The sequence below is a fragment of the Rhizobium sp. A37_96 genome, from assembly GCF_053521765.1.
The window spans coordinates 13,546-27,219 of the sequence record NZ_JBNWDS010000010.1 but is presented as its reverse complement, the minus strand read 5'-3'; the positions used below and the strand labels follow the sequence as shown (position 1 = coordinate 27,219).

The 13,674-nt window shown below is 62.3% G+C and carries 15 protein-coding genes; 5 read left to right on the top strand and 10 right to left on the bottom strand.

Going from position 1 to position 13,674, the window contains the following annotated elements; translation table 11 throughout:
• Positions 1–89: 89 nt before the first annotated feature.
• The 3 genes from ACQZ6J_RS22335 to ACQZ6J_RS22325 form a co-directional block, all read right to left on the bottom strand.
• Entirely contained in the window at positions 90–542 is a 453-nt protein-coding gene (locus tag ACQZ6J_RS22335) for an HPr kinase/phosphorylase (protein ID WP_449085767.1), read from the bottom strand.
• Positions 543–550: 8 nt separating this feature from the next.
• Positions 551–2,344, bottom strand: a complete 1,794-nt coding sequence (locus tag ACQZ6J_RS22330) for a stimulus-sensing domain-containing protein (RefSeq protein ID WP_449085766.1) — start codon at positions 2,342–2,344, stop codon at positions 551–553.
• A gap of 195 nt (positions 2,345–2,539) precedes the next feature.
• The gene (locus ACQZ6J_RS22325) at positions 2,540–3,271 is read right to left on the bottom strand and encodes a response regulator transcription factor (RefSeq protein WP_449085765.1); all 732 of its coding nucleotides are present in this window, start codon (positions 3,269–3,271) and stop codon (positions 2,540–2,542) included.
• 350 nt (positions 3,272–3,621) lie between these two features.
• On the opposite strand from ACQZ6J_RS22325, the gene ACQZ6J_RS22320 reads away from it, so the two are divergent.
• The 3 genes from ACQZ6J_RS22320 (at position 3,622) to ACQZ6J_RS22310 (ending at position 6,812) form a co-directional block, all read left to right on the top strand.
• Positions 3,622–5,232 carry a phosphoenolpyruvate carboxykinase gene (locus ACQZ6J_RS22320; protein WP_449085663.1) on the top strand — a complete coding sequence of 537 codons (1,611 nt, stop codon included), beginning with the start codon at positions 3,622–3,624 and terminating at the stop codon, positions 5,230–5,232.
• A gap of 245 nt (positions 5,233–5,477) precedes the next feature.
• On the top strand, positions 5,478–5,912 hold the full coding sequence (gene arfB, locus ACQZ6J_RS22315) for an alternative ribosome rescue aminoacyl-tRNA hydrolase ArfB (protein WP_163993255.1): 435 nt from the start codon (positions 5,478–5,480) through the stop codon (positions 5,910–5,912).
• A gap of 291 nt (positions 5,913–6,203) precedes the next feature.
• Entirely contained in the window at positions 6,204–6,812 is a 609-nt protein-coding gene (locus ACQZ6J_RS22310) for an alpha-ketoglutarate-dependent dioxygenase AlkB family protein (protein ID WP_449085662.1), read from the top strand.
• Between the two features lie 3 nt (positions 6,813–6,815).
• On the opposite strand, the gene coaA is transcribed toward ACQZ6J_RS22310, so the two are convergent.
• The 7 genes from coaA to hisB are packed head-to-tail and all read right to left on the bottom strand — an operon-like array spanning position 6,816 to position 11,485.
• Complete coding sequence (gene coaA / locus ACQZ6J_RS22305; RefSeq protein WP_163993251.1) at positions 6,816–7,811, bottom strand: type I pantothenate kinase; 996 nt, start codon at positions 7,809–7,811, stop codon at positions 6,816–6,818.
• A gap of 7 nt (positions 7,812–7,818) precedes the next feature.
• Positions 7,819–8,133 (bottom strand): phosphoribosyl-ATP diphosphatase, encoded by a 315-nt coding sequence (locus ACQZ6J_RS22300; protein WP_113372150.1) that lies wholly within the window; start codon positions 8,131–8,133, stop codon positions 7,819–7,821.
• A 14-nt stretch (positions 8,134–8,147) separates the two neighbouring features.
• Positions 8,148–8,936 (bottom strand): imidazole glycerol phosphate synthase subunit HisF, encoded by a 789-nt coding sequence (gene hisF / locus ACQZ6J_RS22295; RefSeq protein WP_449085661.1) that lies wholly within the window; start codon positions 8,934–8,936, stop codon positions 8,148–8,150.
• Positions 8,933–9,676 (bottom strand): 1-(5-phosphoribosyl)-5-[(5-phosphoribosylamino)methylideneamino]imidazole-4-carboxamide isomerase, encoded by a 744-nt coding sequence (hisA, locus tag ACQZ6J_RS22290; RefSeq protein WP_449085660.1) that lies wholly within the window; start codon positions 9,674–9,676, stop codon positions 8,933–8,935. Before hisA ends, hisF begins: the two co-directional genes overlap by 4 nt.
• A gap of 25 nt (positions 9,677–9,701) precedes the next feature.
• A complete protein-coding gene (gene hisH / locus ACQZ6J_RS22285) occupies positions 9,702–10,352 on the bottom strand; it encodes an imidazole glycerol phosphate synthase subunit HisH (RefSeq protein ID WP_449085659.1) in 651 nt (216 codons plus the stop codon).
• A 2-nt stretch (positions 10,353–10,354) separates the two neighbouring features.
• A complete protein-coding gene (locus tag ACQZ6J_RS22280; RefSeq protein WP_449085658.1) occupies positions 10,355–10,852 on the bottom strand; it encodes a DUF2628 domain-containing protein in 498 nt (165 codons plus the stop codon).
• Positions 10,853–10,876: 24 nt separating this feature from the next.
• A complete protein-coding gene (hisB, locus tag ACQZ6J_RS22275) occupies positions 10,877–11,485 on the bottom strand; it encodes an imidazoleglycerol-phosphate dehydratase HisB (RefSeq protein WP_113393055.1) in 609 nt (202 codons plus the stop codon).
• Between the two features lie 213 nt (positions 11,486–11,698).
• On the opposite strand from hisB, the gene hslV reads away from it, so the two are divergent.
• A complete protein-coding gene (gene hslV / locus ACQZ6J_RS22270) occupies positions 11,699–12,226 on the top strand; it encodes an ATP-dependent protease subunit HslV (protein WP_163993240.1) in 528 nt (175 codons plus the stop codon).
• 47 nt (positions 12,227–12,273) lie between these two features.
• Positions 12,274–13,584, top strand: a complete 1,311-nt coding sequence (hslU, locus tag ACQZ6J_RS22265; protein ID WP_163993238.1) for an ATP-dependent protease ATPase subunit HslU — start codon at positions 12,274–12,276, stop codon at positions 13,582–13,584.
• Positions 13,585–13,674: the final 90 nt, after the last annotated feature.

Genomic DNA, 13,674 nt, shown 5'->3' with positions numbered 1-13,674 from the left:
CCACCGTGGGGGGACATCTTGGCGATGAAAAGACGAAGTGCAAGCTTAAAATATAGGATTTGAACGCCTGTAGGGGCCTAAATGGCCTATTAACCCAAACTTGCGCCGATTTTCGCCACGATTACAGCCAGCGGATTCGCGGAGGTTGCAGACAGACGGATCAGGGGCAACCGAGCGGATACGGTAATATCGATCCATTCGTCCTCAGGTGGCATCCTCTCAGCCGTAGTCGGATCGACGGGGCGGACGGCGAAATGCATTTCGGCCCGCGAAACGTAAGGCATCCGAACAATCCCGGTATAGCGGATTTCCATCAACCCGGCGATCGACGGCGGACATTCCGCGATCAGGGAGCCGTCCTGCTCGGAGATCAGCACGCGATCGTCGGCGATCAGGCTTGCGGCAAGCCCGAGCGGCTTGGCAGCAGCCAGGCACGAGAAGGCGAGGCTGGATTTGCCGCTGCCCGAGGGGCCTAGAAACAGCAGCCCGGTCTTGCCGACGAGGATGGCCGTGGCGTGAATATTGGTCGTTTCGCCGGTCATGCCGCCGGTCACGCCGGCGTCCGGGCGGGCAGCGAGAGAATGAAGCGGGCTCCGTGCAGCGTCACGCCGTCGCTGTCGACGATATTCTCGGCGCGCAGCGATCCGCCATGCGCCTCGGCGATCTGCCGGCTGATGGAAAGACCGAGACCGGAATTCTGCCCGAACCCTTCGGCCTCGGGCCGATCGGTGTAGAAGCGTTCGAAGATGCGGTCGATGTTTTCGGCCTGGATGCCAGGGCCGTTATCTTCGATATAGATGACGCAGCGCGTCCGCGTGCGTGTCAGCCGGACGGTGATCTTGCCGGTGGCGGTCGGAACGAAGGACCGGGCGTTTTCGATGAGGTTGGTTACGATCTGGCCGATACGAAGATCGTGGCCGTCGATCAGGAACTTGGACTTGTTGGCCGGCTTGCGATCGACCGCATATTCGATCTCGACGGCCTTCTTGCTGTGCCCGACCTGCCTCGAGATCTCGATCATGTCGCGCAGCAGCACTTCCAGGTCGATCGATTTGGCATCCGAGCGGGCAAGTTCGGCATCGAGCCGCGATGCATCGGAGATATCGCTGATCAGGCGGTCGAGGCGGCGGACATCGTGCTGGATCACATCCATGAGCCGCTTCTTGGAATCGTCGCTCTTGGCAAGCGGCAGCGTTTCGACGGCGCTGCGCAGCGATGTCAGCGGGTTTTTCAGCTCGTGGCTGACATCGGCCGCGAAGCTTTCGATGGCGTCGATGCGATCGTAGAGCGCCGAGGTCATGTCGCGCAGCGCGATCGACAGGTTGCCGATCTCGTCCTGGCGGGCCGAGAAATCGGGAATTTCCTCGCGCTCCTTCGCCCCACCGCGGCGCACGCGGATGGCGGCGGCCGAAAGCCGGCGCAGCGGATTGGCGATGGTGGACGACAGCAGCAGCGACAGCACGACGTTGACCAGCGTCGCGACGCCGAAGACGCGCATGATCGCCAGGCGTTCGGCATGAACGATCTTGTCGATATCGCCGGCCTGCGTCGACAGCAGCAGGACGCCGAGCACGGCGCGAAAACGCTGGATCGGCACGGCGACCGAAACGATCAGCTCGCCCTTCTCCGTGGTGCGCACGACAGCGCCGCGCACGCCCGTCAGCGCGTTCATGACTTCCGGGTAGATCGAGCCGTCACCGCCGGGCGCTTCCTTGTAGACAGGCAGATTGCCCGGCTGCAGCATCTTGTTGAGCAGGCCGCTGAACCAGTCCGACCAGCTCTGCGCCGCATCGTCGACCGGCGGCAGGTCGTAGCGCAGCACCTGGCCGCGCGAATAGAGATGGCGGCTGTCGAGCAGCAGGTTGGCATCGGCATCGAAGATGCGGGCGCGGGTGCGCGTCGGCGAGATCAGCCGGGTCAGCACCGGCGCCACTTTTTCCGGATCGATCGGGAATTCCAGATCCTCGTCGTTCGGAACGGGGGTGATGCTTTGGCCGGCCTGCAGCTCCAGGAGCTTCTGCGGATCGATGGTGATGGAGTTGGTATCGACCGATGCCGATGCGGAAACGGCGCCGGCGATGATTTCGCCCTGCGTCAGCAGGCTTTCGACGCGCGCATCGATCAGCCCCTCGCGAAACTGGTTGAGATAGAGAATGCCGCCGACAAGGACGACCAGTGCCGCAAGGTTGAAGAACAGGATGCGGCGCGTCAGGCTGGAAAAGACGGCGTTGCCGAAGATGCGGCGGATCAGCACGAACGGATGGGTCCAGCGCCGGCGTGCGATCCGAGCGCCGCTCGGGCCTTCCGAGTCGTCTATATCCCTGTCCTGCACCAGCTGCGCCAAGCCAACGGCCCTTTCGAAGAACGGGATCAGGGATCCCGTCCGCATGCTCTTATTCCATTCTCAGCCGTATGGTCCAGCTAACTGTTCGAGCATGACGCCGGAAAGTATATGCGGTTTTCGGACGGCATCATGCTCACTTTTTAGTTCTGGAGCGGATTCGGATTTCTGGTCGGTTGGACCTGAAATCATCCGGCTCTAGGCAGCTTCGCGGAAACGATAGCCCACGCCATACAGCGTCTCGATCATATCAAAATCGAGATCGACCATCTTGAATTTCTTGCGCAGCCTCTTGATGTGGCTGTCGATGGTGCGGTCGTCGACATAGACCTGCTCGTCATAGGCGGCATCCATCAGCGCATCGCGGCTCTTGACCACGCCGGGGCGCTGCGCCAGCGAATGCAGGATGAGGAATTCGGTGACGGTCAGCGTCACCGGCTCGCCCTTCCAGGTGCATGTATGGCGTTCCTGGTCCATGACCAGCTGGCCGCGTTCGAGCGAGCGGGCCTGCTGGGCGGCGCCGGGCTTGGCGACGGCAGTGCCGCCGGCTGCGTTCGCGGCTTCGCGGGCGGAGGCGCGGCGGAGAACCGCCTTGACGCGCTCGACCAGGAGGCGCTGCGAGAACGGCTTGGTGATGAAGTCGTCGGCGCCCATCTTCAGGCCGAAGAGTTCGTCGATTTCCTCGTCCTTGGAGGTGAGGAAGATGACCGGGATGTCGGACTTCTGGCGTAGGCGGCGCAGCAGCTCCATGCCGTCCATGCGCGGCATCTTGATATCGAAGATCGCCAGTTGCGGCGGCCGGGCAAGCAGGCCGTCCAGCGCCGAGGCCCCGTCGGTGTAGGTCTCTACCTTATATCCCTCTGCTTCCAAGGCAATCGATACGGAAGTCAGGATATTGCGGTCGTCGTCAACGAGCGCGATTGTCAACATGGTGTTCGTCTCCGTCATCAGTGCGCATCTCCCGGATTTGGAATCCAGCCCAGGCGGTCTGCCAGCTCGGTCGGCGGTAACCTGGCGCGCTTATGGGGATAAAGGTGGAACAAATTGTGGCAAAGATAAAGGGGAAGATTGCCGAGGAGAAATGCCCGTGATCGGAGGTTGTGCGACGAAACGTCTCGCCCGCCCTCATTCAAACGATTTAAAATTGCCGAGATTTATTTAAATCGATTAAATATATGATATCATTACAGATTTTTTGTTTTGCGCTCTTGTGCTTTTAAAAAGACACCTCTACGCTTTAGACAATTCTAACGGCCAAGCCCCTTGTAGAGGAAAAAATCATGGAGCAATTCGGCGTCCGCAATCCCGCGACTGAACTGGGATCGATCGGCCTGGGAGCCGCCGCCAGTGTGCGCTATAACCTCATGGAAGCTCACCTTTATGAGGAGGCGATTCGCCGCCGCGAAGCCGATCTGACCGCCGATGGCGCCCTCAGGGCTTTGACCGGCCAGCACACCGGCCGCTCCCCGAAGGACAAGTTCGTCGTGCGCGACGCCACCACCGAAGACCAGATCTGGTGGGACAACAACAAGCCGATGTCGCCGGAACATTTCGCGCTGCTGCATGAGGACATGCTGGCGCATGCCCGCGGCAGGGACCTGTTCGTGCAGGATCTCATCGGCGGCGCCGATGCCGAATATGCCCTGCCGACCCGCGTCATCACCGAGTTCGCCTGGCACTCGCTGTTCATCCGCAATCTGCTGATCCGCCCGGAGCGCTCGGCGCTCGAAAGCTTCGTGCCGAAGCTGACGATCATCGACCTGCCGAGCTTTCGCGCCGATCCCGAGCGCTACGGCTGCCGTACGGAGACGGTGATCGCCTGCGATTTCGTCAACGGCATCGTCCTGATCGGCGGCACGTCCTATGCCGGCGAAATGAAGAAATCGGTGTTCACGGCGCTGAACTACATGCTGCCGGAGCGTGGCGTCATGCCGATGCACTGCTCGGCGAATGTCGGCCCCGAGGGCGATGCCGCGATCTTCTTCGGCCTCTCCGGCACCGGCAAGACGACGCTGTCGGCCGATCCGACGCGCACGCTCATCGGCGACGACGAGCATGGCTGGGGTGAAAACGGCATCTTCAACTTCGAAGGCGGCTGCTACGCCAAGACCATCCGCCTTTCGGCCGAGGCCGAGCCGGAAATCTACGAGACGACGCGCCGCTTCGGCACCGTGCTGGAAAACGTCGTGCTCGACGAGCATGGCAGGCCGGATCTCGACGACGGCTCGCTGACGGAAAACACCCGGAGCGCCTATCCGCTGCATTTCATCCCGAATGCTTCGGAATCCGGCATGACGGGTCATCCCGAGACGATCATCATGCTGACGGCCGATGCCTTCGGCGTCATGCCGCCGATTGCCAAGCTGACGCCGGATCAGGCGATGTACCACTTCCTGTCGGGCTACACCGCCAAGGTCGCCGGCACGGAGAAGGGCGTCGTCGAGCCGGAAGCCACGTTCTCGACCTGCTTCGGCGCTCCCTTCATGCCGCGCCATCCCGCCGAATACGGCAATCTGCTCAAGGAGCTGATCGCCCGCCACGGCGCCCGTTGCTGGCTCGTCAACACCGGCTGGACCGGCGGCGCCTACGGCAAGGGAAGCCGCATGCCGATCAAGGCGACGCGTGCGTTGCTGGCCTCGGCCCTGAAGGGCGATCTCGACAACGTCGAATTCCGCATCGATCAGAATTTCGGCTTTGCGGTTCCGGTTGCGGTCGAAGGCGTCGACAGCGGCATCCTCGACCCGCGCTCCACCTGGGCGGATGGCGATGCCTATGACGCGCAGGCCGCCAAGCTGGTGCAGATGTTCGTGTCGAACTTCGCCAAGTTCGAGGACCATGTCGACGGCAACGTCCGCGACGCGGCCCCGGGTTTGCGGGTTGCAGCGGAATAAATAGCTCACGAGAGCGATGACTCACGTGAAACTCACGACCCGCCCTCGTGGTTCGAGACGGCCCTCCGGGCCTGCTCACCGCGAGGGCGGGTTTTCTGCCCTGGCTGTAGTCGCCCCGCCCTCATCCTGAGGTGCATTTCGGCGCAACGCGTGGAAATGCCTCGAAGGACGAGGCGGCCCCGAACTTGCGATAACCATATTTTCAACCGCGCCTCGATGTGGGATAGACAGGCGCGGAGAAAATCATGGCCAGCGAAGCGCTTTACATCAACGACCGGATCACTGTTGCCGGCTGGGAACTGACGGAACAATTCGTTCTGGCGGGTGGTCCCGGCGGCCAGAACGTCAACAAGGTCGCGACCGCCGTCCAGCTCTTCTTCGGTATCGTGAATTCGCCGTCGCTCAACGATCGCGTCAAGGCCAATGCCATCAGGCTCGCCGGCCGCCGCGTCTCCAAGGACGGCGTGCTGATGATCGAGGCCAGCCGCTTTCGCAGCCAGGATCGCAATCGCGAGGACGCGCGCGAGCGGCTGAAAGAACTGATCCTCGAAGCCGCCGCCCCGCCGCCGCCGCCCCGCAGGAAGACCAAGCCGACCAAGGGCTCCGTCGAGCGCCGGCTGAAGGAGAAATCCGGCCGCTCCGAGGTCAAGAAGATGCGCGGCAAGGTCGGCGGCGACTAGGCTCGCTTTTCGGGCTGCGGTTTCGATTTGATTCGGTCAAGATGATGATAGTCAGGCGAGTTCGATTTCGCAGATGCTATCTGCTTGGCCCCTCATCCTAGCCTTCTCCCCGCAGGCGGGGAGAAGGGACGACAGCGCGAACCAGCGACCTTGGTTTCTCCTGGCGGCAGCTGACTTGAGGCACGAAAACTCCCTCGCCCCGCTATGCGGGGAGAGGGTTGGGGTGAGGGGCCATGCAAAAAGGCGCGGCAATAACAGGCTCACCTGACCAGCCCACCACAGGAAATATCGATGCTGCTCCCCAACGGAATTCGCCATCTGCCCGGATATCTCGACCGCCCTGCCCAGGAAGCGCTGGTCGAGGCGATCCGTGCCGTCGTGGCGGAGGCGCCGCTGTTCACACCGGTCATGCCGGGCACCGGCAAGGAGATGTCGGTGCGCATGACCAATTGCGGCTCGCTCGGCTGGGTGACGGACAAGCAGCACGGCTACCGCTACCAGCCGACGCATCCGGCGACAGGTCGTCCCTGGCCGGCGATCCCGCCACAACTGCTCGATCTCTGGCGCGATATAGCAGGCTATGAAAAGCCGCCCGAAGCCTGCCTCGTCAATTTCTATAGCGACGATGCGCGCATGGGCCTGCATCAGGATCGCGACGAGCAGGATCTCAAGGCGCCCGTGCTGTCGATCTCGCTCGGCAACGCCTGCCTGTTTCGGGTCGGCGGCCTCAACCGCAACGATCGCACGCTATCTTTCAAGCTTTCGAGCGGCGATATCGTCATCCTCGGCGGCGAAGGAAGGTTGTGCTTCCATGGCGTCGACCGCATCTATCCGGCAACCTCGACGCTGTTGAAGAACGGCGGGCGGATAAACCTCACCCTCCGCCGCGTTCAGCCCTGATTTTCAGAGCTTCCTCAGCGCAACCTGCTCGATCAGATGGTTCTTGCCCTTCTGCAGAATGAGGTCGGCGCGTGGGCGCGTCGGCAGAATGTTCTGGCGCAGGTTCTTCAGGTTGATGTTCTTCCAGAGCCCCTCGGCGATCGCCAGCGCTTCCTGCTCGCTGATCGAGGCGTAGCGGTGGAAGAAGGAGTTGGGGTCGCGGAAAGCGGTCTCGCGCAGCCGCATGAAGCGGGCGACATACCAGTTGTGGATGAGCGGCTCGTCGGCATCGATATAGATCGAGAAGTCGAAGAAATCCGAAACCATCGGCACGATCTTGCCGTCCGCTGGCAGATGCCGCGACTGCAGCACGTTGATGCCTTCGAAGATCAGGATATCCGGCCGGTCGACCGTCTTGAATTCGTTCGGCAGCACGTCATAGACGAGGTGCGAGTAGGATGGCGCCTGCACGTTCGGCTGCCCGGCCTTGATCGCCGAGAGGAAACGCAGCAGCGCCGCGGTGTCGTAGCTCTCCGGAAAGCCCTTGCGCTGCATCAGGTTGCGGCGCTGCAGCTCGGCGTTCGGGTAGAGAAAGCCGTCCGTGGTGACGAGATCGACCTTCGGGCTCGACGGCCAGCGGCGCAGCAATTCCTTCAGGATGCGGGCCGTGGTGGATTTGCCGACCGCGACCGAGCCGGCAATGCCGATGACGAAAGGCGTCTTGGCGACATTGGAGAGGCTCAGGAAGCGGTTGCGCTGCTCGAAGAGGATCTGCGAGGATTCCACATGCGAGGACAGCAGCCGCGACAAGGAGAGATAGATGCGCCGGACCTCGTCGAGATCGATGGGGTCGCCCATCGAGCGCAGCCGCGTCACTTCGTCGGCGGTCAGTGTCAGGGGAGTGTCGGCACGGAATTTCGCCCATTCTTCCGAGGAGAAGAAATAATAGGGCGAATAGGCTTTCGCCTCAAAAATATCGAGCGTCTCGGGTGCGGGCGGGGTCTTGGTCGCTATCGTCATCGCGTTTTTACCGGCTGGCCTTCTCTTGGAGGCCGGATTGGACGGTGCGCCTTTCGAGCTCACCCATGACATTCTGCAACGGAATGCCGGCAATCTTCAATACGACCAAAAGATGATATAGCAGATCGGCGGCCTCATAGGTGAGGTTGTCGCGATCGTTTGCAACCGCGGCCATGACGGCCTCGATTGCCTCTTCGCCCAGTTTCTTTGCCGCTTTCGGCTGGCCGGCGGCAAAAAGCTTGGCGGTCCAGGATTCCTCCGGCGAAGCCTTGGAGCGCTCCTCGACGATTCGTTCGAGGTCGGAAAGGGTAAATCCGCTCATCGGTACGCTGCCTCCTAATCCAGCCGCATCGGAATGCCGCGCTCTGCCATGTAGCGCTTTGCTTCGCCCACCGAATAGGTGCCGAAGTGGAAGATCGAGGCGGCAAGCACCGCCGTCGCATGGCCTTCATTGATGCCGGCGACGAGATCGTCGAGATCGCCGACGCCGCCCGAGGCGATGACGGGAACGCGCACCGCATCGGCGATCGCCCGCGTCAGCTCCAGGTCGTAGCCGACCTTGGTGCCGTCGCGGTCCATCGAGGTGACGAGCAGCTCGCCGGCGCCGCGTTCGACCATCTTGCGGGCGAAATCGACGGCATCGATGCCCGTCGCGTTGCGGCCGCCATGGGTATAGATTTCCCAGGCGCTCATATTGTCGCCGCCGAGCGCCTCGGTCCGCCGCCGCTTGGCGTCGATGGAGACGACGATGCACTGGTTGCCGAACTTGTCGGCCGCCTCGGCCACGAAATCCGGATTGTTCACCGCCGCCGAATTGATCGACACCTTGTCGGCGCCGCACAGCAGCAGCTTGCGAATGTCGGCGATGGTGCGCACGCCGCCGCCGACCGTGACCGGCATGAAGCATTGTTCGGCGGTGCGGGCCACCACGTCGAAAATGGTGTCGCGATTGTCGGAAGAGGCGGTGATGTCGAGGAAGCAGAGCTCGTCGGCGCCGGCGGCGTCATAGGCCTTGGCCGCCTCGACCGGATCGCCGGCATCGACGAGATTGAGGAAGTTGACGCCCTTGACGACGCGGCCGTCCTTGACGTCCAGGCAGGGGATGACGCGGGCTTTCAGGGTCATTGCGCTGCCTCCCTGGCCTGCTTGATCAGCGCCAGTGCTTCCTTGGGGTCGATGCGGCCATCATAGAGCGCACGGCCGGAAATCGCACCCTCCAGTTTGCGGGCGTCCGGCTGGATCATGCGCTTGATATCGTCGAGCGAGGCCAGCCCGCCCGAGGCGATGACGGGAATGGAAACGGCCTCGGCCAGTTCCAGCGTCGAGGCCCAGTTGATGCCGGTGAGGATGCCGTCGCGGTCGATATCGGTGTAGATGATCGCGGCGACGCCGGCGCCCTCGAATTGTTTCGCGAGTTCGATGACGCCGAGTTCGGAGGCTTCTGCCCAGCCCTCGACCGCCACCTTGCCGCCCTTGGCGTCGATGCCGACGGCAATGTGCCCCGGATATCTCCGGCAGGCTTCGACGACCAGCGCCGGATCGCGCACCGCGACCGTGCCGAGGATGACGCGGGCAAGCCCGCGCGACAGCCAATTTTCCATATGGTCGAGCGTGCGGATGCCGCCGCCGAGCTGAACCGGGTTCTTCGTCGCCTTGAGGATGGCGTCGACCGCAGCGCCGTTGACCGTCTCGCCGGCGAAGGCGCCGTTGAGATCGACGACATGCAGCCACTCGAAGCCTTGATCTTCAAAGGCCTTCGCCTGGGCGCCGGGATCGGGATTGTAGACGGTCGCCTGCTCCATGTCGCCGAGCTTGAGGCGCACGCATTGGCCGTCTTTTAGGTCGATAGCGGGGAAGAGAATCATGATGTCTGTCCTTGGAGCGCGAGCCTTACGGCTTCCAGCGCAGGAAATTGGCGATCAGGGCGAGGCCGAGTTTCTGGCTCTTTTCCGGATGGAATTGCGCACCGGCGATGTTGTCGCGGCCGACGAAGGCGGTCATCGGGCCGCCATAGCTTGTGGTGGCGATCACATCGTCGCTGTGTTCGGCGGCCAGATGGTAGGAATGGACGAAATAGGCATGAAGCCCGTCCGGCCCTGTGGGTATGCCGTCGAACAGCGCGTGCGGATGGCGGATATCCAGCGTGTTCCAGCCGATCTGCGGGATCTTCAAGCTTGGATCGCTCGGCGTCATCTCCTTGACATCGCCCTTGATCCAGCCAAACCCTTGAGTGATCGTCTTTTCCAGCCCGCGCGAGGACATCAGCTGCATGCCGACGCAGATGCCGAGGAAGGGGCGGCCTTTGTGCTCCACGACATCGATCACCGCTTCTGCCATGCCGGCAACGGCATCGAGCCCGCGGCGGCAATCGGCGTAGGCGCCGACGCCGGGAAGCACGATGCGGTCCGCCGCGGCAACCCGCTCGGCATCGTCAGTCAGGTCGATCTCCGCGGCGATGCCTGCCTCGCGGGCAGCCCGTTCGAAAGCCTTGGTGGCCGAGCGCAGATTGCCGGAACCATAGTCGATAATCGCGACGCGCATCGTCAGCGTCCTCCATCATAGCCGGGCAGGCCGAAGCTCTGGCCTGAGCGGCTGGTATTCGTATCGGTGGCCGAGATATCCCAATTTTTCGAATGGATATTCTGTTGCGGCTCTTGCTCGACTTCGGAGAAGTGGATTTGCTCCGCCGTCGCCAGATCATGCGCCGAGACGAGATTTTCCACTGTCCAGCCACGGTCGATCAGCCGCTGGCTGAGCGCATGCCGTCCCTCGAGCGCCGCAAGAACATGGACAGCGAGCAGGATGGCGGCGCCGGCCGCGAAAAAGCCCGGTTGACGTATCAGTTCCACAGCCAGGCCCTGCAACAGGATGGCAGCTGCCGCGTGGAGCCAGAGGCGGTGGTAAAGCATCCACAGGGCCGGAAACACAAAGGCTTTCCAGGAAAAGCCGTCGCGGATGAAGCGGGTTTCGTCGCGATACCGATCCGATACTGCGGATCGGTTCGGCGCTCCGGGCGGAGTCAAAATCAGATAGCTTGCCATTTCCTCAATTCCCCAGTTCGGGGCTCAGGCGAGCGTGCCTTTCGTCGAGGGCACCCGGCCTGCCTGCCGCGGATCGATCTCGGTTGCGGTGCGCAATGCGCGCGCAACGGCCTTGAAGCATGTCTCGGCTATATGGTGATTGTTGGCGCCATAATGGTTGAGGATATGCAGCGTGATGCCGGCATTCTGCGCGAGCGCCTGGAAGAATTCGCGCACCAGTTCGGTATCGAATGTGCCGATCTTCGGCGCGCTGAAACTGACGTTCCAGACGAGGAACGGCCGACCGGAAAGATCGACGGCCGCCTTGGTCATCGTCTCGTCCATGGCAAGGTCGATAGAAGCATAGCGGGTGATGCCGCGCCGGTCGCCGAGCGCCTTGGCAATGGCCTGGCCGATGGCAATGCCGGTATCTTCGACCGCATGATGGTCGTCGACATGCAGGTCGCCCTTGGTGTCGATCTCCATGTCGATCAGCGAATGTCGCGACAGCTGTTCCAGCATATGGTCGAAGAAGCCGACGCCGGTCGAAATCGTCGACTTGCCGCTGCCGTCGATGTTGACGGAAACGGAGACGGAAGTCTCGTTGGTCTTGCGGGAAACGCTTGCCGTGCGGCTCGCTGTAGTCTCTGCCATGGGCTGCTCCATCGGAATACGGGGGGTTCCTTATCAGGCGTATCGGGAAATATCCAGAAGTTACGCGCAACCGCCCGCCTTTAGCCGGCTGCTCCGCATCGATCCGCCGTAGCTGGCATTTGCAATCGTCAAAAGCCCTCTTACATAGGTGCTGACGGGGCCGAAACGCGGCCCGGCAGAAAGCCCGCCGAAACGGGGGCAAACAGGTGTTAAATGACGACAATCGTGACTATTCGCAAGAACGGCAAGGTCGTGATGGCTGGTGATGGCCAGGTCAGCCTTGGCCAGACCGTAATGAAGGGCAATGCTCGCAAGGTTCGCCGCATCGGCAAGGGCGATGTCATCGCCGGTTTCGCCGGCGCGACCGCCGATGCCTTCACGCTGCTCGAGCGCCTTGAAAAGAAGCTCGAACAATATCCCGGCCAGCTGATGCGCGCAGCCGTCGAGCTCGCCAAGGACTGGCGCACGGACAAATATCTGCGCAACCTCGAAGCCATGATGCTGGTTGCCGATAAGAACGTGACGCTCGCCATCACCGGCAACGGCGATGTGCTCGAGCCCGAACATGGCGCCATGGCGATCGGCTCCGGCGGCAATTTCGCGCTCGCCGCAGCACGCGCGCTGATGGACAGCGACAAATCCGCCGAGGAAGTCGCCCACCGCGCCCTCGATATCGCCGCCGACATCTGCGTCTACACCAATCACAATGTGATTGTGGAAACGCTCGATGCCGAAGCCTGAAACGTTCCTCTCTTGATAGTTTCTAGCCCTGACAGGGAACATGCGAAATGACCACTTTTTCCCCCCGCGAGATCGTTTCCGAGCTCGATCGTTATATTGTCGGCCAGCATGAGGCCAAGCGCGCGGTGGCGATCGCCCTGCGCAATCGCTGGCGCCGGCAGCAGCTCGAACCCGAGCTGCGTGATGAAGTCATGCCCAAGAACATCCTGATGATCGGCCCGACCGGCGTCGGCAAGACGGAAATCTCCCGCCGTCTCGCCAAGCTGGCCGGCGCGCCCTTCATAAAGGTCGAAGCCACGAAGTTCACCGAAGTCGGCTATGTCGGCCGCGACGTCGAGCAGATCGTCCGTGACCTCGTCGAGGTCGGCATCGGCCTGGTGCGCGAAAAGAAGCGCGCCGAGGTGCAGGCAAAGGCGCATATGAGCGCCGAGGAGCGCGTGCTCGATGCGCTGGTCGGCGCGACAGCATCGCCGGCAACGCGCGACAGCTTCCGCAAGAAGCTGCGCGACGGCCAGCTCGACGACAAGGAAATCGATATCGAAGTGGCCGATACCGGTTCCGGCATGCCCGGCGGCTTCGAGATCCCCGGCATGCCCGGTGCCAATATCGGTGTGCTCAACCTCTCCGAAATGTTCGGCAAGGCTATGGGCGGCCGCACGAAGAAGGTGCGCACGACGGTCAAGGAGTCCTACAAGGAGCTGATCCGCGATGAATCCGACAAGCTGATCGACAATGAGGCGATCCAGCGCGAAGCCGTGCGCTCGGCTGAAAACGACGGCATCGTCTTCCTCGACGAGATCGATAAGATCGCCGCCCGCGACGGCGGTGTCGGCGCCGGCGTCTCCCGCGAGGGCGTGCAGCGCGACCTGCTGCCGCTGGTCGAAGGCACCACGGTTTCGACGAAGTACGGCCCGGTCAAGACGGACCACATCCTCTTCATCGCCTCCGGTGCCTTCCATGTCGCCAAGCCCTCGGATCTTCTGCCGGAACTGCAGGGCCGCCTGCCGATCCGTGTCGAGCTCCGTCCGCTGACCAAGGAGGACTTCCGCCGCATCCTGACGGAGCCGGAAGCGAGCCTTATCCGCCAGTACAGGGCGCTCATGGAAACGGAAGACCTGAAGCTCGACTTCACCGACGATGCCATCGACGCTCTCGCCGATGTCGCCGTGCACCTGAACTCCACCGTCGAGAATATCGGCGCCCGTCGCCTGCAGACGGTCATGGAGCGCGTGCTTGACGACATTTCCTACAACGCGTCGGATCGCGCCGGCGCATCGGTGACCATCGATGCCGCCTATGTCCGCGAACATGTCGGCGACCTCGCCAGCAACACCGACCTGTCCCGCTTCATTCTGTAGCAGGCGGTCTCAGGCGATTTAAAACAGTAAACACTCGACAGCGGGCCGTTAACTTTTTAGTTAGGGGCCCGTTTCTTTGTGTCGGATGGC

Coding starts and splice junctions, on each gene's coding strand:
- hslU (WP_163993238.1), top strand. CDS start 12,274: ATGACCACTTTTTCCCCCCGCGAGATCGTTTCCGAGCTCGATCGTTAT.
- arfB (WP_163993255.1), top strand. CDS start 5,478: ATGGCCAGCGAAGCGCTTTACATCAACGACCGGATCACTGTTGCCGGC.
- ACQZ6J_RS22300 (WP_113372150.1), bottom strand. CDS start 8,133: ATGAGCGGATTTACCCTTTCCGACCTCGAACGAATCGTCGAGGAGCGC.
- hisH (WP_449085659.1), bottom strand. CDS start 10,352: ATGCGCGTCGCGATTATCGACTATGGTTCCGGCAATCTGCGCTCGGCC.
- ACQZ6J_RS22335 (WP_449085767.1), bottom strand. CDS start 542: ATGACCGGCGAAACGACCAATATTCACGCCACGGCCATCCTCGTCGGC.
- hisB (WP_113393055.1), bottom strand. CDS start 11,485: ATGGCAGAGACTACAGCGAGCCGCACGGCAAGCGTTTCCCGCAAGACC.
- hisA (WP_449085660.1), bottom strand. CDS start 9,676: ATGATTCTCTTCCCCGCTATCGACCTAAAAGACGGCCAATGCGTGCGC.
- ACQZ6J_RS22325 (WP_449085765.1), bottom strand. CDS start 3,271: ATGTTGACAATCGCGCTCGTTGACGACGACCGCAATATCCTGACTTCC.
- ACQZ6J_RS22280 (WP_449085658.1), bottom strand. CDS start 10,852: ATGGCAAGCTATCTGATTTTGACTCCGCCCGGAGCGCCGAACCGATCC.
- hslV (WP_163993240.1), top strand. CDS start 11,699: ATGACGACAATCGTGACTATTCGCAAGAACGGCAAGGTCGTGATGGCT.
- coaA (WP_163993251.1), bottom strand. CDS start 7,811: ATGACGATAGCGACCAAGACCCCGCCCGCACCCGAGACGCTCGATATT.
- hisF (WP_449085661.1), bottom strand. CDS start 8,936: ATGACCCTGAAAGCCCGCGTCATCCCCTGCCTGGACGTCAAGGACGGC.
- ACQZ6J_RS22320 (WP_449085663.1), top strand. CDS start 3,622: ATGGAGCAATTCGGCGTCCGCAATCCCGCGACTGAACTGGGATCGATC.
- ACQZ6J_RS22310 (WP_449085662.1), top strand. CDS start 6,204: ATGCTGCTCCCCAACGGAATTCGCCATCTGCCCGGATATCTCGACCGC.